The sequence below is a fragment of the Pseudomonas sp. P2S-1 genome (genome assembly GCF_057197725.1).
Map to the genome: position 1 here is coordinate 5,710,455 of NZ_CM170068.1, position 24,347 is coordinate 5,734,801.

General features: G+C 63.6%; 26 protein-coding genes. 17 read left to right on the forward strand and 9 right to left on the reverse strand.

Annotated elements, in window-relative coordinates; translation table 11 throughout:
• Window positions 1–38: 38 nt before the first annotated feature.
• The 14 genes from AC2CQI_RS25655 (at window position 39) to AC2CQI_RS25720 (ending at window position 11,001) form a co-directional block, all read left to right on the forward strand.
• Window positions 39–848: an ATP-binding cassette domain-containing protein gene (locus AC2CQI_RS25655; protein WP_075806624.1), complete on the forward strand. Its 810-nt coding sequence runs from the start codon at window positions 39–41 to the stop codon at window positions 846–848.
• Window positions 849–1,646, forward strand: coding sequence for a lipid asymmetry maintenance ABC transporter permease subunit MlaE (gene mlaE / locus AC2CQI_RS25660; protein ID WP_075806625.1), 798 nt, complete (start codon window positions 849–851; stop codon window positions 1,644–1,646). It begins immediately after the preceding gene.
• Window positions 1,646–2,113, forward strand: a complete 468-nt coding sequence (gene mlaD, locus AC2CQI_RS25665) for an outer membrane lipid asymmetry maintenance protein MlaD (RefSeq protein ID WP_075806626.1) — start codon at window positions 1,646–1,648, stop codon at window positions 2,111–2,113. The genes mlaE and mlaD overlap by 1 nt, the downstream gene beginning before the upstream one ends.
• Window positions 2,114–2,122: 9 nt before the next feature.
• On the forward strand, window positions 2,123–2,776 hold the full coding sequence (locus AC2CQI_RS25670) for an MlaC/ttg2D family ABC transporter substrate-binding protein (RefSeq protein ID WP_484578279.1): 654 nt from the start codon (window positions 2,123–2,125) through the stop codon (window positions 2,774–2,776).
• Complete coding sequence (locus AC2CQI_RS25675) at window positions 2,773–3,078, forward strand: STAS domain-containing protein (RefSeq protein WP_075806628.1); 306 nt, start codon at window positions 2,773–2,775, stop codon at window positions 3,076–3,078. Before AC2CQI_RS25670 ends, AC2CQI_RS25675 begins: the two co-directional genes overlap by 4 nt.
• 116 nt (window positions 3,079–3,194) lie before the next feature.
• Window positions 3,195–3,434 carry a BolA family protein gene (locus tag AC2CQI_RS25680; protein ID WP_009398240.1) on the forward strand — a complete coding sequence of 80 codons (240 nt, stop codon included), beginning with the start codon at window positions 3,195–3,197 and terminating at the stop codon, window positions 3,432–3,434.
• Between the two features lie 25 nt (window positions 3,435–3,459).
• A complete protein-coding gene (murA, locus tag AC2CQI_RS25685; protein WP_075806629.1) occupies window positions 3,460–4,725 on the forward strand; it encodes a UDP-N-acetylglucosamine 1-carboxyvinyltransferase in 1,266 nt (421 codons plus the stop codon).
• Between the two features lie 95 nt (window positions 4,726–4,820).
• On the forward strand, window positions 4,821–5,456 hold the full coding sequence (hisG, locus tag AC2CQI_RS25690) for an ATP phosphoribosyltransferase (protein ID WP_075806630.1): 636 nt from the start codon (window positions 4,821–4,823) through the stop codon (window positions 5,454–5,456).
• Window positions 5,457–5,582: 126 nt separating this feature from the next.
• The gene (gene hisD / locus AC2CQI_RS25695; RefSeq protein ID WP_075806631.1) at window positions 5,583–6,908 is read left to right on the forward strand and encodes a histidinol dehydrogenase; all 1,326 of its coding nucleotides are present in this window, start codon (window positions 5,583–5,585) and stop codon (window positions 6,906–6,908) included.
• 2 nt (window positions 6,909–6,910) lie between these two features.
• Window positions 6,911–7,957 (forward strand): histidinol-phosphate transaminase, encoded by a 1,047-nt coding sequence (gene hisC / locus AC2CQI_RS25700; RefSeq protein ID WP_484578280.1) that lies wholly within the window; start codon window positions 6,911–6,913, stop codon window positions 7,955–7,957.
• 184 nt (window positions 7,958–8,141) lie between these two features.
• Window positions 8,142–8,786, forward strand: a complete 645-nt coding sequence (locus AC2CQI_RS25705) for a FadR/GntR family transcriptional regulator (RefSeq protein WP_372239152.1) — start codon at window positions 8,142–8,144, stop codon at window positions 8,784–8,786.
• 15 nt (window positions 8,787–8,801) lie between these two features.
• Window positions 8,802–10,079 (forward strand): CynX/NimT family MFS transporter, encoded by a 1,278-nt coding sequence (locus tag AC2CQI_RS25710; RefSeq protein ID WP_484578281.1) that lies wholly within the window; start codon window positions 8,802–8,804, stop codon window positions 10,077–10,079.
• A gap of 92 nt (window positions 10,080–10,171) precedes the next feature.
• Window positions 10,172–10,642, forward strand: a complete 471-nt coding sequence (locus AC2CQI_RS25715; RefSeq protein WP_484578282.1) for a nuclear transport factor 2 family protein — start codon at window positions 10,172–10,174, stop codon at window positions 10,640–10,642.
• Between the two features lie 44 nt (window positions 10,643–10,686).
• Window positions 10,687–11,001, forward strand: coding sequence for a GIY-YIG nuclease family protein (locus AC2CQI_RS25720; protein ID WP_075806636.1), 315 nt, complete (start codon window positions 10,687–10,689; stop codon window positions 10,999–11,001).
• Here AC2CQI_RS25720 and AC2CQI_RS25725 read toward each other — a convergent pair.
• The 3 genes from AC2CQI_RS25725 to yejK all read right to left on the reverse strand — a co-directional run bounded on the left by AC2CQI_RS25725 (window position 10,973) and on the right by yejK (window position 13,784).
• Complete coding sequence (locus tag AC2CQI_RS25725; protein WP_075806637.1) at window positions 10,973–11,401, reverse strand: hypothetical protein; 429 nt, start codon at window positions 11,399–11,401, stop codon at window positions 10,973–10,975. The genes AC2CQI_RS25720 and AC2CQI_RS25725 overlap by 29 nt on opposite strands.
• A 52-nt stretch (window positions 11,402–11,453) precedes the next feature.
• Entirely contained in the window at window positions 11,454–12,659 is a 1,206-nt protein-coding gene (locus AC2CQI_RS25730; RefSeq protein WP_484578283.1) for a DUF2599 domain-containing protein, read from the reverse strand.
• A gap of 117 nt (window positions 12,660–12,776) precedes the next feature.
• Window positions 12,777–13,784, reverse strand: coding sequence for a nucleoid-associated protein YejK (yejK, locus tag AC2CQI_RS25735; protein ID WP_075806639.1), 1,008 nt, complete (start codon window positions 13,782–13,784; stop codon window positions 12,777–12,779).
• Between the two features lie 407 nt (window positions 13,785–14,191).
• Here yejK and AC2CQI_RS25740 point away from each other — a divergent pair, with 407 nt between their 5' ends.
• Window positions 14,192–14,473, forward strand: coding sequence for an HU family DNA-binding protein (locus AC2CQI_RS25740; protein ID WP_009398256.1), 282 nt, complete (start codon window positions 14,192–14,194; stop codon window positions 14,471–14,473).
• Window positions 14,474–14,604: 131 nt separating this feature from the next.
• Here AC2CQI_RS25740 and rlmF read toward each other — a convergent pair whose 3' ends face one another.
• The 5 genes from rlmF to AC2CQI_RS25765 all read right to left on the reverse strand — a co-directional run bounded on the left by rlmF (window position 14,605) and on the right by AC2CQI_RS25765 (window position 21,139).
• Window positions 14,605–15,567: a 23S rRNA (adenine(1618)-N(6))-methyltransferase RlmF gene (gene rlmF, locus AC2CQI_RS25745; RefSeq protein WP_484578284.1), complete on the reverse strand. Its 963-nt coding sequence runs from the start codon at window positions 15,565–15,567 to the stop codon at window positions 14,605–14,607.
• Window positions 15,568–15,729: 162 nt separating this feature from the next.
• Window positions 15,730–18,576, reverse strand: coding sequence for a valine--tRNA ligase (locus tag AC2CQI_RS25750; RefSeq protein ID WP_484578285.1), 2,847 nt, complete (start codon window positions 18,574–18,576; stop codon window positions 15,730–15,732).
• A gap of 227 nt (window positions 18,577–18,803) precedes the next feature.
• Window positions 18,804–19,169, reverse strand: a complete 366-nt coding sequence (locus AC2CQI_RS25755; RefSeq protein WP_075806642.1) for a DNA polymerase III subunit chi — start codon at window positions 19,167–19,169, stop codon at window positions 18,804–18,806.
• Window positions 19,170–19,174: 5 nt separating this feature from the next.
• Window positions 19,175–19,603 carry a DNA polymerase III subunit chi gene (locus tag AC2CQI_RS25760; protein WP_075806643.1) on the reverse strand — a complete coding sequence of 143 codons (429 nt, stop codon included), beginning with the start codon at window positions 19,601–19,603 and terminating at the stop codon, window positions 19,175–19,177.
• A gap of 42 nt (window positions 19,604–19,645) precedes the next feature.
• On the reverse strand, window positions 19,646–21,139 hold the full coding sequence (locus tag AC2CQI_RS25765) for a leucyl aminopeptidase (protein ID WP_484578286.1): 1,494 nt from the start codon (window positions 21,137–21,139) through the stop codon (window positions 19,646–19,648).
• Between the two features lie 301 nt (window positions 21,140–21,440).
• On the opposite strand from AC2CQI_RS25765, the gene lptF reads away from it, so the two are divergent.
• A complete protein-coding gene (gene lptF, locus AC2CQI_RS25770) occupies window positions 21,441–22,556 on the forward strand; it encodes an LPS export ABC transporter permease LptF (RefSeq protein ID WP_075806645.1) in 1,116 nt (371 codons plus the stop codon).
• Entirely contained in the window at window positions 22,549–23,610 is a 1,062-nt protein-coding gene (gene lptG / locus AC2CQI_RS25775; RefSeq protein WP_075806646.1) for an LPS export ABC transporter permease LptG, read from the forward strand. Before lptF ends, lptG begins: the two co-directional genes overlap by 8 nt.
• 164 nt (window positions 23,611–23,774) lie before the next feature.
• Here the strand turns inward: lptG and AC2CQI_RS25780 are convergent, their stop codons facing one another.
• On the reverse strand, window positions 23,775–24,263 hold the full coding sequence (locus AC2CQI_RS25780) for an RDD family protein (RefSeq protein WP_484578287.1): 489 nt from the start codon (window positions 24,261–24,263) through the stop codon (window positions 23,775–23,777).
• Window positions 24,264–24,347: the final 84 nt, after the last annotated feature.

The following is a 24,347-nucleotide window of genomic DNA, read 5'->3' on the forward strand; positions in this document are numbered from 1 at the left end:
GTGCGTCTGAGGACAAGGCTGCATCGCAAGGAGTCTAGATGAGCGTGGATAACGCCTACGCGGTCGAGTTGAAGGGCGTGACCTTCAAGCGCGGCTCGCGCAGCATCTTCAATAATGTCGATATACGCATTCCCAAGGGCAAGGTCACCGGCATCATGGGGCCGTCCGGATGCGGCAAGACCACGCTGTTGCGCCTGATGGGCGCGCAGTTGCGGCCGGCCAGCGGCGAAGTCTGGGTGGCCGGGCAGAACCTGCCGGCGCTGTCGCGCAGCGACCTGTTCGACGCGCGCAAACAGATGGGCGTGCTGTTCCAGAGTGGCGCGCTGTTCACCGACCTCGATGTGTTCGAGAACGTCGCTTTCCCGCTGCGCGTCCATACCCAGCTTTCCGAAGAAATGATTCGTGACATTGTTCTGATGAAGCTCCAGGCCGTTGGCCTGCGCGGCGCCATCGAACTGATGCCGGATGAGCTGTCCGGTGGCATGAAGCGCCGCGTGGCGCTGGCCCGGGCGATCGCCCTGGACCCGCAGATCCTCATGTACGACGAGCCTTTCGTCGGCCAGGACCCGATCGCCATGGGCGTGCTGGTGCGCCTGATCCGCCTGCTCAACGATGCCCTCGGCATCACCAGCATCGTGGTCTCCCACGACCTGGCGGAAACCGCGAGCATCGCCGACTACATTTATGTGGTCGGCGACGGCCAGGTACTGGGGCAGGGCACCCCGGCGGAACTGATGGACTCGGACAACCCGCGTATCCGCCAATTCATGAAGGGCGACCCGGACGGACCGGTGCCTTTCCATTTTCCTGCGCCAGACTACCGCGCCGATCTGTTGGGGAAGCGTTAGATGCGCAGAAAATCCTTACTCGAACGTATCCGCCGTTTCGGCCGTTCGGCCATCGACGTGGTCGCGGTCATGGGGCGTTCCTGCCTGTTCCTGCTGCATGCGCTGGCGGGTCGCGGCGGTATCGGTGGCGGCTTCCAGTTGCTGGTGCGCCAGCTCTACTCGGTCGGCGTGCTGTCGCTGGCGATCATCGTCGTCTCCGGCATGTTCATCGGCATGGTCCTGGCCCTGCAGGGCTTCAGCATCCTGACCAAGTACGGTTCGGAGCAGGCGGTGGGGCAGATGGTCGCCCTGACCCTGCTGCGCGAACTGGGTCCGGTGGTGACCGCGCTGCTGTTCGCTGGCCGCGCCGGTTCCGCGCTGACCGCCGAGATCGGCAACATGAAATCCACCGAGCAGCTTTCCAGCCTGGAGATGATCGGTGTCGACCCGCTCAAGTACATCGTCGCGCCCCGCCTGTGGGCCGGCTTCATCTCCCTGCCACTGCTGGCGATGATCTTCAGTGTCGTCGGCATCTGGGGCGGGTCGTGGGTCGCGGTGGACTGGCTGGGGGTCTATGAAGGCTCGTTCTGGGCGAACATGCAGAACAGCGTGTCGTTCACCGATGACGTGCTCAACGGCGTGATCAAGAGCGTCGTCTTTGCCTTCGTCGTGACCTGGATTGCCGTTTTCCAAGGCTATGACTGCGAGCCCACTTCAGAGGGGATCAGTCGGGCCACCACCAGAACCGTGGTCTACGCCTCGCTGGCAGTCCTGGGACTGGACTTTATTCTGACCGCCTTGATGTTTGGAGATTTCTGATGCAAAACCGCACCCTGGAAATCGGTGTCGGCCTGTTCCTCCTGGCCGGGATCCTGGCGCTGATCCTGCTGGCCCTGCGCGTCAGTGGCCTGTCCGCCAGCCCTGGCAGCGACACCTATAAACTTTATGCGAATTTCGACAATATCGCCGGTTTGACTGTCAGAGCAAAAGTGACCATGGCCGGTGTGACCATCGGCAAGGTCACTGCCATCGATCTGGACCGCGATACCTACACCGGTCGGGTGACCCTGCAACTGGACAAGAGCGTGGATAACCTCCCGGTCGACTCCACTGCCTCGATCCTGACCGCCGGGTTGCTCGGCGAGAAGTACATCGGCATCAGCGTCGGCGGGGAAGATACCGTGCTCAAGGACGGCGGCGTGATCCATGACACGCAGTCGGCGCTGGTCCTGGAAGATCTGATTGGCAAGTTCCTGCTCAATACCGTAGGCAAAGAAGCTAAATAAGGAGTTTCCATGATTTCCATCCTGCGACGCGGCCTGCTGGTGTTGCTGGCGGCCCTGCCCATGCTGGCACTGGCGGCACCGGGTCAATCGGCCCATGACGTGATCCAAGGCACCACCTCTCAACTGCTCGCCGACCTCAAGGCGAACAAGGAGCAGTACAAGGCCAACCCGAGCCAGTTCTACGATGCGCTGAACAACATCCTCGGTCCGGTGGTGGATGCCGACGGCATCTCGAAAAGCATCATGACCGTGAAGTACTCGCGCCAGGCGAGCCCGGACCAGATGCAGCGCTTCCAGGAAAACTTCAAGCGCAGCCTGATGCAGTTCTATGGCAACGCCCTGCTGGAGTACAACAACCAGGGCATCACCGTTGATCCTGCCAAGGCCGAGGACGGCGATCGCGCGAGCGTCGGCATGAAGGTCACCGGTACCAACGGTGCGGTCTATCCGGTGCAGTACACCCTGCAGAAGCTTCAGGGTGAGTGGAAAGTACGCAACGTGATCGTCAACGGCATCAACATCGGCAAGCTGTTCCGTGACCAGTTCGCCGACGCCATGCAGCGCAACGGCAACGACCTCGACAAGACCATCAACAACTGGGCCGGCGAAGTGGCCAAGGCCAAGGCGGTCACCGAGGACGCGGCGGAGAAGCAGGCGCAATGAGCGTAGGCAGCGTGCAACTGGCCGAACCGGGTGTCCTGAGCCTGGCCGGCATCCTCGACTACCGCTCGGGCCCTGGCCTGCGCAAGCAGGGCGGGTCGTTGATCGCGTCGAGCAAGGCTGCGGCGCTGGTGCTCGATTTCAGCGCCGTGGAGCAGTCCAGCAGCGTCGGCCTGTCCCTGCTGCTGGCCTTCATCCGTGATGCCCAGGCGGCCGGCAAGTCGTGCGAAGTCCGCGGCATGCCCCACGGCATGCGGGAAATCGCCGAGGTCTACGGCCTGGACGACATCCTGAAGTTGCAGTGATTCGCTGAAAGAACCGAAGCCCCTCTGTCAGAGTCCTCGTTTACGGGGTTCGCAGGCGTGGGGCTTTTTTGTATGATGGCCGACCCGCGCGCACAGGGCGCCGATTGAGGTTGAGCATGCAGGCCGTAGAAGTTAAGAACTTCCTTGAAGAAAAGTTGCCGGGAACCCGGGTCGAAGTTGAGGGCGAAGGCTGCAACTTCCAGTTGAACGTGATCAGCGACGAGATCGCGGCCCTGAGCCCGGTCAAGCGTCAGCAGCAGATCTACGCTCACCTTAATCCGTGGATCACCGATGGCCGCATCCACGCGGTCACCATGAAATTTTTCAGCAGCGCAGCCTGGGCTGAGCGCACCTGAGCCACCTGTGGCGGCGAGAATCGAAATGGACAAACTGATTATTACTGGCGGCGCTCGTCTTGATGGCGAGATCCGCATTTCCGGTGCCAAGAACGCGGCCCTGCCGATTCTGTCGGCCACCCTGCTGTGCGATGGCCCGGTCACCGTCGGCAACCTGCCGCACCTGCACGACATCACCACCATGATCGAGCTGTTCGGGCGCATGGGCATCGAGCCGGTGATCGACGAGAAGCTCTCGGTGGAGATCGATCCACGCACCATCAAGACCCTGGTCGCGCCGTATGAGCTGGTCAAGACCATGCGTGCCTCGATCCTGGTGCTGGGCCCGATGGTCGCCCGTTTCGGCGAAGCCGAAGTGGCCCTGCCTGGCGGTTGCGCCATCGGTTCGCGTCCGGTCGACCTGCACATCCGCGGCCTCGAGGCCATGGGCGCGAAGATCGAAGTGGAAGGCGGCTACATCAAGGCCAAGGCGCCTGAGGGCGGCCTGCGCGGTGCGCAGTTCTTCTTCGACACCGTCAGTGTGACCGGTACCGAGAACATCATGATGGCCGCTGCCCTGGCCAAGGGCCGCAGCGTCCTGCAGAACGCCGCGCGCGAGCCGGAAGTGGTCGACCTGGCCAACTTCCTGATCGCCATGGGCGCGAAGATCCAGGGTGCCGGCACCGACACCATCACCATCGATGGCGTCGAGCGCCTGGGCTCGGCGACCTACCGCGTCATGCCTGACCGTATCGAGACCGGCACCTACCTGGTCGCCGCTGCCGTCACCGGCGGTCGCGTCAAGGTCAAGGACACCGATCCGACCATCCTCGAAGCCGTCCTCGAGAAGCTCAAGGAAGCTGGCGCCGAGATCAATACCGGTGAAGACTGGATCGAACTGGACATGCACGGCAAACGGCCGAAAGCCGTCAACCTGCGTACCGCTCCGTACCCGGCGTTCCCGACCGACATGCAAGCGCAGTTCATCTCCCTCAACGCCATTGCCGAAGGCACTGGCGCGGTGATCGAGACGATCTTCGAAAACCGCTTCATGCACGTCTACGAAATGCACCGCATGGGCGCGCAGATCCAGGTCGAAGGCAACACCGCCATCGTCACCGGGACCAAGGCCCTGAAAGGCGCGCCAGTCATGGCCACCGACCTGCGGGCTTCGGCCAGCCTGGTGCTGTCGGCCCTGGTTGCCGAAGGCGATACCCTGATCGACCGTATCTACCATATAGACCGTGGCTACGAGTGCATCGAGGAAAAACTGCAGATGCTGGGCGCGAAGATCCGCCGCGTACCGGGCTAGTCTGCCGACGGCGCAGGGACGCGCCACGAATTGAACAACGCCGCCGCTGGCCTTCGGGCCCCGGCGGCTTCAAGCCGCATAAGGACCGACGTTTCATGTTGACCATCGCGCTGTCCAAGGGCCGCATTCTCGACGATACCCTGCCGCTGTTGGCGGAAGCGGGCATCGTGCCCACCGAGAATCCGGACAAGAGCCGCAAACTGATCATCCCCACGACCCAGGACGACGTACGCCTGCTGATCGTGCGGGCCACCGACGTGCCGACCTATGTCGAGCATGGCGCCGCCGATCTGGGTGTGGCCGGCAAGGACGTGCTGATGGAATACGGCGGCCAGGGCATGTACGAGCCGCTGGATCTGAAAATCGCCTGCTGCAAGCTGATGACTGCCGGTGCCATCGGTGCGCCGGAGCCCAAGGGCCGCCTGCGCGTCGCCACCAAGTTCGTCAACGTCGCCAAGCGCTACTATGCCGAGCAGGGCCGTCAGGTCGATATCATCAAGCTCTATGGCTCGATGGAGCTGGCGCCACTGGTCAACCTCGCCGACAAGATCATCGACGTCGTCGACACCGGCAACACCCTGCGCGCCAATGGCCTGGAACCCCAGGAACTCATCGCTACCATCAGCTCCCGCCTGGTGGTCAACAAGGCATCGATGAAGATGCAGCACGCCCGTATCCAGAGCCTGATCGACACCCTGCGTCAGGCCGTGGAGTCTCGACACCGCGGCTGACCTTGCGCGCGGCATCTGAGCCGCGCCCGTCTATCCGCGTCATAGCCAATTTTCTCGGGTGCCCGCGCGGATGGTCTGGTAGCTTCAGGGCGCCTGAGCATTCGCCAAATAACCGAGGCCTTAGCTATGACCACGTCCACCGCAATTCGCCGACTCAATGCCGCTGACCCGGATTTCGCCCGACATCTGGATCATCTGCTGAGCTGGGAAAGCGTGTCCGATGACGCGGTCAACCAGCGGGTTCTCGACATCATCCAGGCCGTGCGCGAGCGCGGCGATGCGGCGCTGGTGGAGTTCACCCAGCGCTTCGACGGTGTCGACGCCAAGACCATCGATGACCTGATCCTCGGCCGCGAGCGCCTGGAACTGGCCCTGACCCGCATCACTGCGGAGCAGCGCCAGGCTCTGGAAAAAGCCGCCGAGCGCGTGCGCCTGTACCACGAGCGGCAGAAGCAGGACTCCTGGAGCTACACCGAAGCCGACGGTACCGTACTCGGCCAGAAAGTCACTCCGCTGGACCGCGCCGGCCTGTACGTGCCGGGCGGCAAGGCGTCGTACCCGTCTTCCGTGCTGATGAACGCCATTCCGGCCAAGGTTGCCGGCGTCGGCGAGGTGGTGATGGTGGTGCCGACCCCGCGTGGCGAGATCAACGAGATCGTCCTGGCAGCGGCCTGCATCGCCGGTGTCGACCGCGTCTTCACCATCGGTGGCGCCCAGGCCGTCGCGGCCCTGGCCTATGGCACCGAAAGCGTACCGCAGGTGGACAAGGTGGTCGGCCCGGGCAATATCTACGTGGCTACCGCCAAGCGGCACGTGTTCGGCCAGGTCGGTATCGACATGATCGCCGGCCCGTCGGAGATCCTCGTGGTCTGCGATGGTCAGACCGATCCGGACTGGATCGCCATGGACCTGTTCTCCCAGGCCGAGCACGACGAGGACGCGCAGTCGATCCTGGTCAGCCCGGACGCCGACTTCCTCGACCGTGTCGCCGCCAGCATCGACAAGCTGCTGCCGACCATGGACCGTGCCGAAATCATCCGCACTTCCATCGATGGCCGTGGCGCGCTGATCCATGTCCGCGACATGGAGCAGGCCATGGAAGTCGCCAACCGCATTGCTCCGGAGCACCTGGAACTGTCGGTTGCGGATCCGCAGGCCTGGCTGCCGAAGATCCGCCACGCCGGTGCGATCTTCATGGGCCGCCACACCAGCGAAGCCCTGGGCGACTACTGCGCCGGCCCCAACCACGTGCTGCCGACCTCCGGCACCGCGCGTTTCTCTTCGCCGCTGGGGGTCTACGACTTCCAGAAGCGTTCGTCGATCATCTTCTGCTCCGAGCAGGGCGCTTCCGAACTGGGCAAGACCGCATCGGTCCTGGCCCGTGGCGAATCCCTCAGCGCCCACGCGCGCAGTGCCGAATACCGCATCCTTGCCGATCAAGAGGGCAACTGAACATGAGCAAATTCTGGAGCCCCTTCGTCAAGAACCTGGTGCCCTACGTACCGGGTGAGCAGCCGAAGCTGACCAAACTGGTCAAGCTCAACACCAACGAAAATCCCTATGGCCCTTCGCCGAAGGCGCTGGAAGCCATGCGTGGCGAACTGGGTGAAAACCTGCGTCTGTATCCGGATCCGAACAGCGACCTGCTCAAGCAGGCCGTCGCTCGCTACTACGGCGTGCAGACCAACCAGGTGTTCCTCGGCAACGGCTCGGACGAAGTGCTGGCGCACATCTTCCACGGCCTGTTCCAGCACGACGCGCCGCTGCTGTTCCCGGACATCAGCTACAGCTTCTATCCGGTCTACTGCGGCCTGTACGGCATCCAGTCGGCGCCGGTGGCGCTGGACGAGCAGTTCCAGATCCGTGTCGAGGACTACCAGCAGCCGAATGCCGGGATCATCTTCCCCAACCCGAATGCGCCGACCGGCTGCCTGCTGGCCCTTGAGGCCATCGAGCAACTGCTCAAGGCCAACACCGAATCGGTGGTGGTGGTGGATGAGGCGTACATCGACTTTGGCGGTGAAACCGCCATCAGCCTGGTGGACCGCTACCCGAACCTGCTGGTGACCCAGACCCTGTCCAAGTCGCGCTCCCTGGCGGGGCTGCGGGTTGGCCTGGCGGTGGGGCATCCGGACCTGATCGAGGCGCTGGAGCGGATCAAGAACAGCTTCAACTCCTATCCGCTGGACCGGGTCGCCATCGTCGGTGCCGCTGCGGCGTTCGAAGACAAGGCGTACTTCGAGGAGACCTGCAACAAGGTCATCGCCAGCCGCGAGAAACTGGTGGCCGAACTGATTGGCCGTGGTTTCGAAGTCCTGCCCTCGGCAGCCAACTTCATCTTCGCCCGTCACCCGCAGAAGGATGCGGCCGGCATCGCCGCGGCGCTGCGCGAGCAAGGTGTGATCGTGCGGCACTTCAAGCTGCCGCGGATCGACCAGTTCCTGCGTATCAGCATTGGTACCGAAGAGCAGAACCAGGCGTTGCTCGACGCCCTGAACTGACCTGAAACTCCATCGCTGGCAAGCCCACAAGGTTTTGCGTGCACTGCGGACCCTGTGGGAGCTGGCTTGCCAGCGATGAGGCCCTGAAATTCACCACAAATCCCCCTGATGTTTGCATTTCCCTGAAACAACCCGTTACCCTTGCCCCTCCTGAATTCATCCGATGATTGGATGTAATAGCCCAATGCTCATCAAACGCTCCCTGGTCGAACAAGCCGTCGACCAACTCCGCCAGCGCATCAGCCAAGGCTTCTGGACCGTCGGCCAGCGCCTGCCCACCGAGCCAGAGCTCGCCGCCGAGCTCGGTATCAGCCGCAACACCGTGCGCGAGGCCATGCGCGTGCTGGCCTTCAGCGGCCAGGTGGAAATCCGCCAGGGCGATGGCAGCTACCTGCGCACCGCCTCCGATCCGCTCTCGGCGGTGCAGGTGCTGTCCACCTGCAGTCTGGAGCACGCCCGCGAAGCCCGGCACCTGCTGGAAGCCGAAGCCATCGGCCTGGCGGCCTTGCGTCGTACCGAGGCCGACCTTGCCGGACTGCACGAAGCCCTTACGCACAGCGGTAGCCATTTCCACGGCGAACTCGACGACTACATCCGCTGCGACCTGGTCTTCCACCAGCGCCTGGTCGACGCCGCGCACAACCCGGCACTCAGCGAGCTGTACCGCTATTTCTCCAGCGTGGTGGCGATGAAGCTGGAGCACAGCATGAGCCACACCCCGCGCAAGCAGGCGGTATTCGACCTGCATGAACAGATCCTCGACGCCGTCGAGCGCCAAGATCCGGAACGGGCCAAGGCCCTCAGCCGGACACTGATCAACGAACCCTGACTTTTCGAGACTGCCATGGGCCAAGACCTTCCCACCAAGCCGACGCCCCACGGGCCGGTGCTTGACGAACTGCTGATCGACGCCGAAGTCGACGATGCCGAATTGCAACCGCCAGCCCGCCAACCCAGCGCCTGGCTGCTTCTGCTGGGCCTGGTACTGGTGGCGCTGAACCTGCGTCCGGCGCTGTCGAGCATGGCCCCGGTGCTGGGCGATGTGTCCAGCGGCCTGGGCCTGAGTGGTTCCCAGGCCGGCCTGCTGACGACCTTGCCGGTGCTTTGCCTGGGCCTGTTCGCGCCACTGGCGCCGATGCTGGCGCGGCGTTTCGGCAGCGAGCGGGTGATCCTCGGCGTGCTGTTGTGCCTGGCCGGCGGTATCGCCTTGCGCAGCAACTTCGGCAGCTTCGGCATCTTCGCCGGCAGCCTGATCGCCGGGGCCAGCATCGGGGTGATCGGCGTGCTGCTGCCGGGCATCGTCAAGCGCGATTTCCCGGCCCACGCCGGCAGCCTGATGGGCGTCTACACCATGGCCCTGTGTCTCGGCGCGGCGCTGGCAGCAGGCGCGACGGTGCCGCTGAGCCATCACTTCGGTGATGACTGGCGCCTTGGGCTCGGTGTCTGGCTGATTCCGGCGGTGGTGGCGGCGCTGATCTGGCTGCCCCAGGCGCGTCAGGGCCACGGTGCCCACCATGCGGCCTTCCAGGTACGCGGCCTGTGGCGCGACCGCCTGGCCTGGCAGGTGACCCTGTACATGGGCCTGCAATCGTCCCTAGCCTATATCGTTTTCGGCTGGTTGCCGTCGATCCTCATCGGTCGCGGCCTGAGCCCGACCGAAGCGGGGCTGGTGCTGTCCGGCTCGGTGATCGTGCAACTGCTCAGCGCCCTGACCGCACCGATGCTGGCGACCCGCGGCAAGGACCAGCGCCTGGCGATCGTGATCGTCATGGTCCTGACCCTGGCCGGTCTGTTCGGTTGCCTGTATGCGCCGCTGGGCGGGCTGTGGGGCTGGGCGGTAGTGCTCGGCATCGGCCAGGGCGGCACCTTCGCCCTGGCCCTGACCCTGATCGTCCTGCGTTCAAGGGACGCTCATGTTGCGGCGCACCTGTCGAGCATGGCTCAGGGCGTCGGTTACACCCTGGCCTCGGCCGGGCCGTTCGCGGTGGGCCTGGTGCACGATCTTTCCGGCGGCTGGGGCGCGGTAGGCTGGATTTTCGCCGTGATCGGCGCCGCTGCCATCGTCTTCGGGCTGAAGGCCGGGCGCACGCAGTATGTCCAGGCGAGCAGCGAGCGGATTTGAGGACGCCTTATAAGTCCGGTTGATGGCGCTGGCCTTGTGCCGCCAGCCGGACTATCGTGCATCCCTCGATCTTACCGGTGATGGAACCCGTCATGAGCGATGCCAACAGTGCCCTGATCAACCGCTTCTACCAGGCCTTCCAGCGCCTGGATGCCGAGGCGATGGTCGCTTGCTACAGCCCCGATATCGTCTTCAGCGACCCGGCCTTCGGCACCCTGCGCGGCAAGGACGCCGGCGATATGTGGCGCATGCTGACCAGCCGCGCCAAGGACTTCTCCCTGACCTTCGACAGCGTCCGTGCGGACGAGCGTGGCGGTTCGGCGCATTGGGTGGCGACCTACCTGTTCAGCCAGACGGGCAGGGTAGTGGTCAACGATATCCGCGCGACATTCGTCATCCGCGACGGCCTGATCGTCGAGCACCATGATGTCTTCGATTTCTGGCGCTGGTCCCGCCAGGCGCTGGGTACTCCGGGGCTGTTGCTGGGCTGGACGCCTTTCCTGCGCAACAAGGTGGGCCAGCAGGCGCTCAAGGGGCTGCGCGCGTTCCAGAGCGGGCGCTGAGAGGGTAAGCTGTCACCTCCTGCCACCATCCGTTTCTTGCGCCCGTGACCGAAGCCTCCGCACCCGATAAACCCTGGTACGTCTACCTGGTGCGCGCCGCCAATGGCTCGCTGTACTGCGGTATCAGCGACAATCCCGAACGGCGCTTCGCGGCTCACCAGAAGGGGCGCGGGGCCCGTTATTTCAGCACCAGCCCCGCAGTGGCGCTGGTCTATGTCGAGGCCTGGCCGGACAAGTCCCAGGCACTGCGTCATGAGCGCCTGATCAAGGCCTTGCGCAAAAAAGCGAAGGAGGCACTGGTCGCCTCCTTCGCGGGACAGGCCGGGGCCGTCACGGGGTGTTGCAGTTCATCTTCTTGAAGGCATCCAGAGACACCCCCTGGCGCCTCGGTTCGAGGGTGATCGGGTCGGGGATTGGTGACTTGCTCAGTTGGCACTCCAGCTGAAACCTGACGCTGTCGCGCATCTGCTGGGCGGTCAGTTTGGGGCTGTTCCATTCAGGGTCTTGTTCGTGTTCCCCGACGATCAGCTCAAGCAGCGCCTCGGTGTCCTCCGGTCCGTACGTGCATTCGGCGTGGTTCAGCCTGATCTGCACGCTGGGGTAGGTGCCTTTGGTGAAATAGCTGGTGCCGACCGCTTCTTCGCCCCACTCCCCTGAGAGGACGGGTTCGGAACAATTCATGGCCGCGCTGGCGCGTTCCAGGGGGATTGCGGCAATGACTAGGCTCAGGGCAATCCATGAGAGGTTGCTGGTGTTCATATTGACCTCCTGCTGAAGGGATACTGAACCGGATCGCTCCCTGGTGAGCGGTTCAGTTGTCGCACTGTCTGGCACCTGATTCCTGGATACCGATCAGGGCCCGATGGGGCTCCAGCGTCCATTCCGGGGCGTAGCGTCGATAGACGAAATGGCAGGTCAGTTGCCGACGCATGCTCAAGATGTTCTGCGGATTGTGGGTCGATGTGCTTTGCCAGGCCGTATCGCGGTAGTAGCGGGCGACCAGTTCGTTGAAGAAGTTGTTGGTCTGGTCGTCCCGCACCTCGCGGCCGCAGGCGCTTGGCACCAGCTTCAGGCTTTTCATCGCGGGGGAGGTGGCTGTTGCCGGGATGTCCTCGAAGCGGGCGCTATCGAAGAAGCTGGCACAGGCATTGGCCGCGGTGGTGGGCTGGATGGCCTGGTCCTCGGCTTTGTAGCTGAACCTGGCGTCGGCGCTCAGGGTTTGTGGCAGATCCAGCCTGACCAGCGGCAGGTAGCGTCTGGCGGCGATCCACCACTCGATCTGGTTGGCCCTCGCGTTTTCCAGGCCCGGGCTGTCGGAGGAGGGCGGCACGGTGTAGAAGGTGCTCTCCACCGGCGGGTCGTTGGGCGGGGTGTTGCCCCAGGTGGCGACGCGCAATTCGTTCTGCACCGCGAAGAGCGTTTCACCCCCCAGGTTACGCGCTTCGATACTGGCCATGAAGGCCGGGCCGGCGTGGTCGTTGCGCCGGTCACGCACGTCGAAACTGCATATCTCGCTGTACCTGACCTTGTCCGCAGGGAAACGATTGATGAAATCCTGTCCGGTGCGGATGCCGATCACATCGCAGTTGCTTTCCACCGCAGGCGTTTGCACGTGGTCCGTACAGCCCCGGTCCTTGCGGTTGTCCGTGCCGCCGTCGTTGGGGAAGGCGCAGAGCACTTCGTAGCTCTTGCTTCTCGGGTTGTTGAACACCGGGAACAGGGTGAAGCCGCTATTGCGGCGATAGACCAGGGTCTTGAACTTCGCGTCCTTGCGCAGGTAGGACACGGATATAGCGCCGGACTGGAGGTTTTTTTCCTGGGGTACCCAGAATTTCGGCTCTGCGGTGGCCCGCACGATGACACCTTCACACAGGAACGCCGGCTGCGACGTGCTGCCGCAATTGCGCGAGGTCTTGGCGTAGCGCGCATTCAGCGCGTTGGCCGTGTCCTCGCCGGGGCCTGCGAGCGCCGCGCCTGAAGCCAGTGATAGGCAAACCAGCGTTGCGAGTATGCGCATGTCGCGTCCCCTCCAGCGTGCCGGCCCTCACAGGATGCGGGGCGCGGCGCAGCTTTCAGGCTATACAGGCGGATCCGTCCATCGCTACTGACAAAAATATCAGTTCGGACCAGCGGCTCAGTCCTTGCGACGCTTCAACTGATCGGTCAACTGGGTCGGCAGGCCCTTGATGATCAGGGTCCCGGCTTCCTCGTCATACTCGATCTTCGAGCCCAGCAGATGGGCCTCGAAGCTGATCGACAGGCCTTCGGCGCGGCCGGTGAAGCGACGGAATTGATTGAGGGTACGCTTGTCCGCCGGGATCTCCGGCGATAGGCCGTAGTCCTTGTTGCGGATATGGTCGTAGAAGGCTTTCGGCCGGTCTTCGTCGATCAGGCCGGACAGCTCTTCGAGGGTCACCGGCTCGCCGGCGCGGGTCTGGCTGGTGGCGTAGTCGACCAGGGTCTGGGTTTTCTCGCGGGCGGCTTCCTCGGGCAGGTCCTCGCTTTCGACGAAATCGCTGAAGGCCTTGAGCAGGGTACGGGTCTCACCCGGGCCGTCGACCCCTTCCTGGCAACCGATGAAGTCGCGGAAGTAGTCCGAGACCTTCTTGCCGTTCTTGCCCTTGATAAAGGAGATGTACTGCTTGGAGTTGGCGTTGTTGCGCCACTCGGAAATGTTGATCCGAGCCGCCAGGTGCAACTGGCTCAGGTCCAGGTGGCGCGACGGGGTCACATCCAGCTCGGCGTTCACCGCCACGCCTTCGCTGTGGTGCAGGAGGGCGATGGCCAGGTAGTCGGTCATGCCTTGCTGGTAGTGGGCGAACAGCACGTGGCCGCCGACCGACAGGTTCGACTCTTCCATCAGCTTCTGCAGATGTTCCACCGCGATGCGGCTGAATTCGGTGAAGGTCTTTTCGCTGTCCAGGTATTCCTTCAGCCAGCCGCTGAACGGATGGGCGCCGGACTCGGCGTGGAACAGGCCCCAGGCTTTGCCCTGCTTGGCGTTGTAGCTGTCGTTCAGGTCGGCGAGGAGGTTCTCGATAGCCGTCGACTCGGCCAGTTCGGAATCGCGCGCATGCAGCACCGCAGGGCTGCCATCGGGTTTCTTGTCGATCAGGTGGACGATGCAATGACGGATCGGCATGGAATTCTCGGCTCGGTGAGGGCGCGGCGCGGGGCCGGGCAAAGTTGCCAAGTGTAACCCAGCTGCAGGGCCGGGCGCTGTTCTGCGGCCGACCTTGGCGAGCCAGGTTCGTTTTTCGTTCTGTTTTTTGCGATATTTTGTGTAAACCCCCGAAAAACCAGCACTTTTGCCCTGGGCGAAGCGGATATTTATCTATTCCTGTGGTAGTTTTGCCCGGTCTTGCGCCCCCCTTAAGGCGCATAGCTGGCAGACCGCTGGCGTCACGTCGAACCAATCGCATTTTTATGTATCTACATACGCGATTGGCAAATGGAAGTACCCCGGCCGCCCGCACGACGGAGCCGGACCCGATGGCTGACGCGGCACTCTGCAAACTCACTGAATTTGATTAGGGAAGGAACACCACCATGGCATTGACCAAAGACCAACTGATCGCCGATATCGCTGAAGCTATCGACGCGCCAAAAACCACCGCGCGTAACGCACTGGAGCAACTGGGCCAGATCGTTGCTGATCAACTGGAAAACGGCAGCGAAATCACCCTGCCAGGCATTGGCAAGCTGAAAATCACCGAGCGTCCTGCCCGTACCGGCCGCAACCCTTCGACTGGCGCTGCCATCGAAATCGCTGCCAAGAAAGTCGTCAAGTTCGTGCCAGCCAAAGTGCTGACCGACGCTGTTAACAAGTAATTGTAAGCAGCAATAAAAAACCGCATCCGGCGCGAGCCTGATGCGGTTTTTCTTTTTTTTGAGCTTCAAGTTTCAAGCTGCAAGTCATAAGTCAAAGCGATGCGGTGCGCTTTTTACTTGCGGCTTGCCGCTTAAGGCTTGTGGCTGGGAGTCCAGCGTTGCTGGCGCCACAACTGCCGAGCATTGGCGTCCTGGAAGGTCCAGGCTACCAGGCGGCTCTGTTTCTGTCCCTGGCCCATTTCCATCACCCGCTGTTCCACGGCGCCGGCCTTCTTCAGCGCCGCTTCGATGCCAGGCAGGTTCGAAGCCTTCGACACCAGGCTGCTGAACCACAGCACCTGCTGGCCCAGGGCCTTGCTCTCCTGCACCAGTTGGGTGACGAAACGAATCTCGCCGCCCTCGCACCACAGCTCATTGTTTTGCCCGCCAAAGTTCAGCACCGGCAGCTTGCGCTTGGGATCGGCCTTGCCCAGGGCTCGCCATTTACGCTGGCTGCCGCGGGTGGCTTCCTCGCGGGAGGCGTGGAAGGGCGGGTTGCACAGGGTCAGGTCGAAACGTTCCTCGGCGGCCAGCAGGCCGCTGAGGATGTGCTTGCGATTGCCCTGCTGGCGCAGGCTGATGAACTTGTCGAGGCGGTTGGCCTGGACGATGGCGCTGGCCGAGGCCAGCGCTACCGGGTCGATATCCGAGCCGCTGAAACGCCAGCGGTAATCGGCATTGCCCAACAGCGGGTAGATGCAGTTGGCGCCGACGCCGATGTCCAGCGCCTGGACCTGCGCACCACGAGGGATCTCCCCGGCGTTCTCCTCGGCCAGCAGATCGGCCAGGGCGTGCAGGTAGTCGGCACGGCCCGGAATCGGCGGACACAGGTAATCGGCAGGAATATCCCAGAACTGGATGCCGTACTGGGCCTTGAGCAGCGCCCGGTTGAACACCCGCACCGCCTCCGGGTCGGCGAAGTCGATGCTCGGCTTGCCGTACGGATTGGTGATGGTGAAGCGCGCCAGTTCCGGGCTGCTCTTGATCAGCTGGGGGAAGTCGTAGCGGCCTTGATGGCGGTTACGGGGGTGCAGGGTGGGTTTGTTCATGGTCATGAATACAAAAGCGGGCCAGGCCCGCTCTCAAGGATTACCGCATGATTTGTTGGCTTGCCGCAGACCTGTGGGAGCTGGCTTGCCAGCGATTGCGGTAGTGAATTCACTGACGCCATCGCTGGCAAGCCAGCTCCCACAGGGTCCGCGTCGCTGTCGCCTTATTTAAAGGGCCGCGATCCGCGCGTGCTGCTCGGTGAAGTTGGCCAATGCCTGCTCGGCTTCGGCCAGCTTGGCGCGCTCCTTGTCGATCACCGCAGGCGGTGCCTTGTCGACGAAGGCGGCGTTGGACAGCTTGCCGCCTACACGCTGGACTTCGCCTTGCAGACGCTGGATTTCCTTGTTCAGGCGCGCCAGTTCCGCATCCTTGTCGATCAGGCCGGCCATCGGTACCAGCACTTGCAGGTCACCGACCAGCGCGGTAGCGCTCAGCGGTGCTTCGTCCTGCTCGCCGAGCACGGTGAACGACTCGATCTTGGCCAGCTTCTTCAGCAGCGCTTCGTTCTCGACGAGGCGACGCTGGTCGTCGGCACTGGCGTTCTTCAGGAACAGTTGCAGCGGCTTGCCCGGGCCGATGTTCATCTCGCCACGGATGTTGCGCACGCCGAGCATCAGCTCCTTGACCCACTCGATGTCGCTTTCGGCAGCGGCATCGATGCGGCTCTCGTTCGCTTCAGGCCATGGCTGCAGCATGATGGTCTTGCCGTCGATACCGGCCAGCGGCGCCAGGCGCTGCCAGATTTCCTCGGTGATGAACGGCATGAACGGATGCGCCAGGCGCAGGGCCACTTCCAGCACGCGCACCAGGGTGCGACGGGTGCCGCGGGCGCGCTCGACCGGGGCGTTCTCGTCCCACAGTACCGGCTTGGACAGCTCCAGGTACCAGTCGCAGTACTGGTTCCAGATGAACTCGTACAGCGCCTGGGCGGCCAGGTCGAAGCGGAACTGCTCCAGCTGGCGGGTCACTTCGGCTTCGGTACGCTGCAGTTGCGAGATGATCCAGCGGTCGGCCAGGGACAGCTCGTAGGCCTCGCCGTTCTGGCCGCAGTCCTCGCCCTTGTCCAGCACATAGCGGGCGGCGTTCCAGATCTTGTTGCAGAAGTTGCGGTAGCCCTCGACGCGGCCCATGTCGAACTTGATGTCGCGACCGGTGGATGCCAGCGAGCAGAAGGTGAAACGCAGGGCGTCGGTGCCGTAGCTGGCGATACCTTCGGGGAATTCGGCCTTGGTCTGCTTAGCGATCTTCTCGGCCAGCTTGGGCTGCATCATGCCGCTGGTGCGTTTTTCCAGCAGGGCATCGAGGGTGATGCCGTCGACGATATCCAGCGGGTCAAGGACGTTGCCCTTGGACTTGGACATCTTCTGGCCCTGGCCATCGCGGACCAGGCCGTGGACGTAGACGGTCTTGAACGGTACCTGCGGGGTGCCGTCCTCGTTCTTCACCAGGTGCATGGTCAGCATGATCATCCGGGCGACCCAGAAGAAGATGATGTCGAAGCCGGTGACCAGCACGTCGGTGGAGTGGAAGGTCTTGAGGAATTCGGTCTGCTGCGGCCAGCCAAGGGTGGAGAAGGTCCACAGGCCGGAGCTGAACCAGGTGTCGAGGACGTCGTTGTCCTGGTTCAGGACCACGTCGGCGCCGAGGTTGTTCTTCGCCCGGACTTCTTCTTCGCTGCGGCCGACGTAGACCTTGCCGGAAGCGTCGTACCAGGCCGGGATGCGGTGACCCCACCACAGCTGGCGGCTGATGCACCAGTCCTGGATATCGCGCATCCAGGAGAAGTACATGTTCTCGTACTGCTTCGGCACGAACTGGATGCGGCCATCTTCCACGGCAGCGATCGCAGGCTCGGCCAGCGGCTTGGTGGAGACGTACCACTGGTCGGTCAGCCAAGGCTCGATGACGGTGCCGGAGCGGTCGCCTTTCGGCACTTTCAGGGCGTGGTCGTCGACGCTGACCAGCAGGCCCAGGGCTTCGAAGTCGGCAACGATCTGCTTGCGCGCGACGAAGCGGTCGAGGCCGGCGTACTGGGCTGGCAGGCTGCCATCGATGGCTTCGTTGAGGCTGCCGTCGAGGTTGAACACCTGCGCGGTCGCGAGGACGGCGGCGTTCTTGTCGAAGATGTTCAGCAGCGGCAGGTTGTGGCGCTTGCCGACTTCGTAGTCGTTGAAATCGTGGGCCGGGGTGATCTTCACGCAGCCGGTGCCGAATTCAGGGTCGCAGTAGTCGTCGGCGATGATCGGGATGCGGCGGCCGATCAGCGGCAGCTCGACGAACTTGCCGATCAGCGCCTGGTAGCGCTCGTCGTTCGGGTTAACGGCCACGGCGGCGTCGCCGAGCATGGTTTCCGGACGGGTGGTGGCGACTACGAGGTAATCGTTGCCTTCAGCGGTTTTCGCGCCGTCGGCCAGCGGGTAGCGCAGGTTCCACAGGTGACCCTTCTCGTCGTGGTTTTCCACTTCGAGGTCGGAGATCGCCGTGTGCAGCTTGGTGTCCCAGTTGACCAGGCGCTTGCCGCGGTAGATCAGGCCGTCTTCATGCAGGCGCACGAAGGCTTCCTTGACCGCTTCGGACAGGCCGTCGTCCATGGTGAAGCGCTCGCGGCTCCAGTCCACGGAGGAGCCCAGGCGGCGGATCTGGCGGCTGATGTTGCCACCGGACTGATCCTTCCACTCCCAGACCTTTTCCAGGAACTTCTCGCGGCCCAGGTCGTGACGGTTCTGGCCCTTGGCTTCGAGCTGGCGCTCTACCAGCATCTGGGTGGCGATACCGGCGTGGTCGGTGCCCGGCTGCCACAGGGTGTTGCGCCCCTGCATGCGGCGGAAACGGATCAGGGCGTCCATGATCGCGTTGTTGAAGCCGTGGCCCATGTGCAGGCTGCCGGTCACGTTCGGCGGCGGGATCATGATGGTGTACGACTCACCCGCGCCTTGCGGGGCGAAGTAATTCTCGGACTCCCAGGTGTTGTACCAGGAGGTTTCGATGGCGTGCGGCTGGTAGGTCTTATCCATTGCGCGGGGGGACCCTATGGCATTTATTCGGGAAAGCCGGGAAGTATAACGGAGGCGGGGGGTTGAGGCGATAAGCAGGAAGGGGAAGGGCTGAGCGACGCTGATCCCTGTGGGAGCTGGCTTGCCAGCGATGAGGCCGGCAAGGGCAATGATGTTGCCAGGTCTGGCCAAATCGCTGGCAAGCCAGCTCCCACAGGGTTATGAGTCAACTGTGGGATTGGCGTAAGTCAGGAAGACTGGTTGAGCAGGCGCTCGAGGCGCGCATCCAGGCGGCGCTTGATCTCGTTCTCGATATGCGGGGCGAAATCGTCGATCACGTCCTGCATGATCAACTGTGCGGCAGCACGCAGTTCGGCATCCAGGTGCAGCAAGGTGTCCTGGCGGCGGGTCTGCGGATCGACTTCCTCCGCCGGCGCAGCAGCGGGCGCTGGCTTGGCCAACTCCTCGGCCGGCTCCAGCAGCAACGGGATCTGTTCTTCCACGGTGTCGGTCAGCAACGGCGGTTGCAGGGTTTCATCGCCGAGCAACTGGCGAATCGATTCCAGGTCGTCCAGCAGGTGGGCGGATTGAGGCAGGGGCGGGCGTTTGTCCATCGTCGTCAGAATCGCTGTAAGCGGTGATCTTGCAGAGCATAGCCCTGTTCGCGGTAGAAGCGGAAACTCTCTCGGGTGGCCTGGCGGATCGCCGGATCCTCCACCACGATCTCGGCGATACGGGCGAAGCGGCCGGCGAACGGCGGGACTTTCAGGTCGAGATTGACCAGCAGGTCCTGGTGCTCGCCGGCATCGTCGCCGATGCCCAGCGCCACCGCAGCCGTCGCATCTTCCTCGGCATGGCTGTGGGGCACGAAGGCCTCGCCCTTGAACGCCCAGAGGCGTGCATCCAGCTCGTCGCGCTGGGCGGTGTCGCTGCAATGGAGGTAGACCCGATGCCCCAGGCGCCAGGCCTTTTCGCAGAGCTTGCAGGCGAAATCCAGGCGCACGGCGGGTGAGGGACTGGGCAGGATATAGAAGTCGACTTTGCTCATGAGGCAGTCGCCGACCGGTCAGCGGACCGGTCGGCATCCGGGTCAGGCGCTGGCGCGGTCGAGCAGGTACTGGGTCAGCAGCGGGACCGGACGGCCAGTGGCGCCCTTGTCCTTGCCGCCGCTGATCCAGGCGGTGCCGGCGATGTCCAGGTGCGCCCAGTGGTAGGCCTTGGCGAAGCGCGAGAGGAAGCAGCCGGCGGTGATGGTGCCGGCCTTCGGTCCGCCGATGTTGGCGATGTCGGCGAACGGGCTGTCCAGTTGCTCCTGATACTCGTCGAACAGCGGCAGTTGCCAGGCGCGGTCGTCAGCACGCTTGCCGGCGCTGAGCAGTTGCTCGACCAGTTCGTCGTTGTTGCCCATCAGGCCCGAGGTGTGGCTGCCCAGGGCAACGATGCAGGCGCCGGTCAGAGTGGCGATGTCGATCACTGCCTGCGGCTTGAAGCGCTCGGCGTAGGTCAGGGTGTCGCACAGCACCAGGCGGCCTTCGGCGTCGGTGTTGAGGATCTCCACGGTCTGCCCGCTCATGGTGGTGACGATGTCGCCCGGACGGGTGGCGCCGCCGCTCGGCATGTTCTCGGCGCAGGCCAGCAGGCACACCAGGTTGATCGGCAACTGCAGTTCGAGCACGGCGCGCAGGGTGCCGAACACGCTGGCGGCGCCGCACATGTCGTACTTCATCTCGTCCATGCCGGCGCCCGGCTTCAGGCTGATGCCGCCTGTGTCGAAGGTGATGCCCTTGCCCACCAGCACGAACGGCTTGTCGCTCTTCTTGCCGCCCTGGTAGTTCATCACGATCAGGCGTGGCGGCTGGTCGCTGCCCTGGCCGACGGCGTAGAAGGCGCCCATGCCGAGGTCCTTGATCTTCTTGTCGTCGAGGACTTCGACCTTGAGGCCCTTGAAGGCCTTGCCGAGGGTCTTCGCTTCTTCGGCGAGGAAGGTCGGGTGGCACAGGTTCGGCGGCAGGTTGCCCAGGTCACGGGTGAAACGCATGCCGTTGGTGATGGCCACGGCGTGCTTGACCGCGCGCTCGGTATCGGCCAGGCCGGCCTTGTCGGCGAGCAGGGTGATTTTCTTCAGGGCACGGGGTTCGGCCTTCTGGCTCTTGAAACGGTCGAAGACGTATTCGCCGTCGAGCAGGGTTTCCGCCAGCAGGCGGGCCTTGCCGTAGTGCGCATCGCGGCCGCTGACGGCGATGTCTTCCAGGGCCAGCACCGCGTCGGCACCGTTCAGGCCCTTGAGCACGCCGAGGATGGCGTTGGCGACCTTGCGCCAGCTGCGATCACCCAGGCCCTCGTCCTTGCCGGTGCCGACCAGCAGCACGCGCTCGGCCTTGAGCCCGGCGATGCCTTGCAGCAGCAGGGTCTGGCCGACCTTGCCGGCGATGTCGCCGCGCTTGAGCACCGCGCTCAGGGCGCCCTTGCTGGCGTCATCGACGGCCTTGGCGCTGGCGCCCAGCTTGCGGCCTTCGCCGACGGGCAGGACCAGGGTGGCGGTTTTCAAGGATGCTGCGGCTACGCTTTTTACAACCAATTCCATGTCAGGGTCCCCGAATGAACTGTCAGTGCGCGGCTTGCCGTGGAAGTATCGTGGCGAGCGCTGGATGCGACCTGGCCGCCAGTGGCGGGCCAGACGGAAAGCCGCCAGTGTGAGCCCGGTGCGGCGCCGATGACAACCCCGTTTTCAAGCATTGCGCGGTGCCAAGTGACAGGCAGGGTCAATCACAGGATAATGCGCGCACTTCGAAGTCCGGGTGCATTGACGCACCGGCAACTATCTTGTTGGTTGCAACGTTTTCCTTGTTTGGCTGTCCGAGCCTGACAACCCAGGAGTGGCTGGTTTGATCGTCTTCCGTTATCTGTCCCGCGAGGTCCTGGTGACCTTGAGTGCCGTCAGCGCCGTGCTGCTGGTCATCATCATGAGCGGGCGCTTCATCAAATACCTGGCCCAGGCCGCGCAGGGCATGCTCGATCCGGGCGTGCTGTTCCTTATCATGGGCTATCGCCTGCCGGGCTTCCTGCAGCTGATCCTGCCGCTGGGCCTGTTCCTCGGGATCCTGCTGGCCTACGGGCGCCTGTACCTGGAAAGCGAGATGACCGTGCTTTCCGCGACCGGCATGAGCCAGCAACGCCTGCTGCGCATGACCATGGCCCCGGCGGCACTGGTGGCGCTGATCGTTGCCTGGCTGAGCCTGAGCCTGGCGCCCCAGGGCGTGGCGCAGGTGGCGCAGATCATCAACCAGCAGGACGCCATGACCGAGTTCGATACCCTGGTTCCGGGTCGTTTCCAGACCCTGCGCGATGGCACCCGGGTCACCTACACCGAGCAGTTGTCCGATGACCGTTCCGACCTGGCCGGGGTGTTCATTTCCGAGAAGCGCTTCTCCGGCGACAAGAGCAAGGATCGCGGGATCAGCGTGCTGGTCGCCGAGAAAGGCCGCCAGGAGGTCCAGGCCGACGGTAACCGCTACCTGATCCTGGAAAACGGCTACCGCTACGACGGCAACCCGGGCCAGGCCGACTACCGGGCGATCAAGTACGACACCTACGGCGTGCTGCTGCCCAAGCCGGAAGTCAGCCAGGACATCACCGAGCGCGAGGCCATCCCGACCTCCGAGCTGTTCAAGAGCGATGCCCCGCGCGAGCGGGCCGAGCTGGAGTGGCGCCTGTCGCTGCCGCTGCTGGTGTTCATCGTGACCCTGATGGCGGTGCCGCTGTCGCGGGTCAACCCGCGCCAGGGCCGCTTCCTCAAGCTGCTGCCGGCGATTCTTCTGTATATGGCCTACCTGACGATCCTGATTGCCGCCCGTGGCGCCCTGGAAAAGGGCAAGATCCCGCTTTCCGTGGGGTTGTGGCCGGTGCACCTGCTGTTCCTGCTGATCGGCCTCGGCCTGATGTACTGGGAGCCGCTGCGCCTGAAGATGCGCGCGCGCGCTGCGGAGGTGCCGCATGCGTAAGCTCGACGGTTACATCGGCAGCAGCGTGTTCCTGGCGATCCTCGCCGTGCTCGGGATCATCCTCGGCCTCGCCTCGTTGTTCGCCTTCATCGACGAAATGGGCGATATCAGCGACACCTACACCTTGTGGGATGCCAGCCAGTTCGTGCTGCTCACCGCGCCGCGCCGGCTCTACGACATGCTGCCGATGGCCGGTCTGATCGGTTGCCTGATCGGTCTGGGCAGCCTGGCCAGCAACAGCGAGCTGACCATCATGCGTGCCGCCGGCGTGTCCATTGGCCGGATCGTCTGGGCGGTGATGAAGCCGATGCTGGTCCTCATGCTCGCGGGCGTGCTGATCGGCGAGTACGTGGCCCCGGTCACCGAGAACAAGGCCCAGGCCGATCGGTCCCTGGCCCAGGGCGGTGGCGAGGCACAGACCTCCAAGCGTGGCCTGTGGCATCGCGAGGGCGAAGAGTTCGTGCACATCAACACCGTGCAGCCCAATGGCCTGATGCTCGGTGTCACCCGCTACCGCTTCGATGCCGAGCGGCACATGCAGTCGTCCAGCTTCGCCCGTCGCGCGCAGTACCAGCAGGATCACTGGTTGCTCACCGACGTCACCACCACGCTGTTCCGTGGCGATCACACCGAAGTCGTGAAAACCCCGGAAGAGCGCTGGGACGTGGCACTGACCCCGCAACTGCTGAATACCGTGGTCATGGCGCCGGAATCGCTGTCGATCACCGGGCTGTGGGACTACATCCACTACCTGTCCGACCAGGGCCTGAACAACGACCGCTACTGGCTGGCGTTCTGGACCAAGGTCCTGCAGCCGCTGGTGACAGCGGCGCTGGTGCTGATGGCGATTTCCTTCATCTTCGGCCCGCTGCGCTCGGTGACCCTCGGCCAGCGGGTGTTCACCGGCGTGCTGGTGGGCTTCGTGTTCCGCATTGCCCAGGACCTGCTTGGGCCGTCCAGCCAGGTGTTCGGCTTCCCGCCGTTGCTGGCGGTGCTGTTGCCAGCGGCGATCTGTGCGCTGGCGGGGGTGTGGTTGTTGCGCAGGGCGGGTTGAACCGTTTCCTGTAGAGGTGAAAAAGCCGACCCTTTGAGGTCGGCTTTTTCATTTCTGTTGTCTGTGCGGGCCTCATCGCTGGCAAGCCAGCTCCCACAGGGTTTTTTAGCGCCGCGGACATTGTGGGAGCTGGCTTGCCAGCGATGAGGCCAGTGAGAACAACATCACTTCTTGCGCTTGGGAATCCGCACCAGCTGTGTTTCCGAATACATGTCATGCCAACTGCGCTTCTGCTTGTCGAACAGCACCCAGAAGAAGCCCAGCCCCACGCACAGCCACGAGGCGATCGAGACGATGAAGCGCAGCAGCGCCTGCCACAGGCTGATCGCAGTGCCGTCGGGGTTCTGCACGCGGATGCCCCAGACCTGCATGCCCAGGGTCTGGCCACCATGGGTCCAGAACTTGGCGAAGAAGCCGAACAGGGCGAACAGCAGGATGGTCGAGAGCAAGGGATCGCCATCCAGGGCGCCGGCTTCGGTCATGGCGCGCATCTGCGTTTCACCGAAGATCGCCATCTGGACCATCTTGTAGACCAGCGTGGTGACCATCAGCAATGCGGTGCACAGCAGGAAGTCATAGAACATCGCCGCGAAACGGCGGCCCAGTCCGGCAATCGGGAAGTCGCCCTGTGGCTGGAGCAGTGGTTTGGACATGCGAATGAAGCTCCTGGCGCAAAAGCCTGCATTCTACGGAATTGCGCGCAAAAAAAAGCCCCTGTGATCAACAGGGGCTTTTTT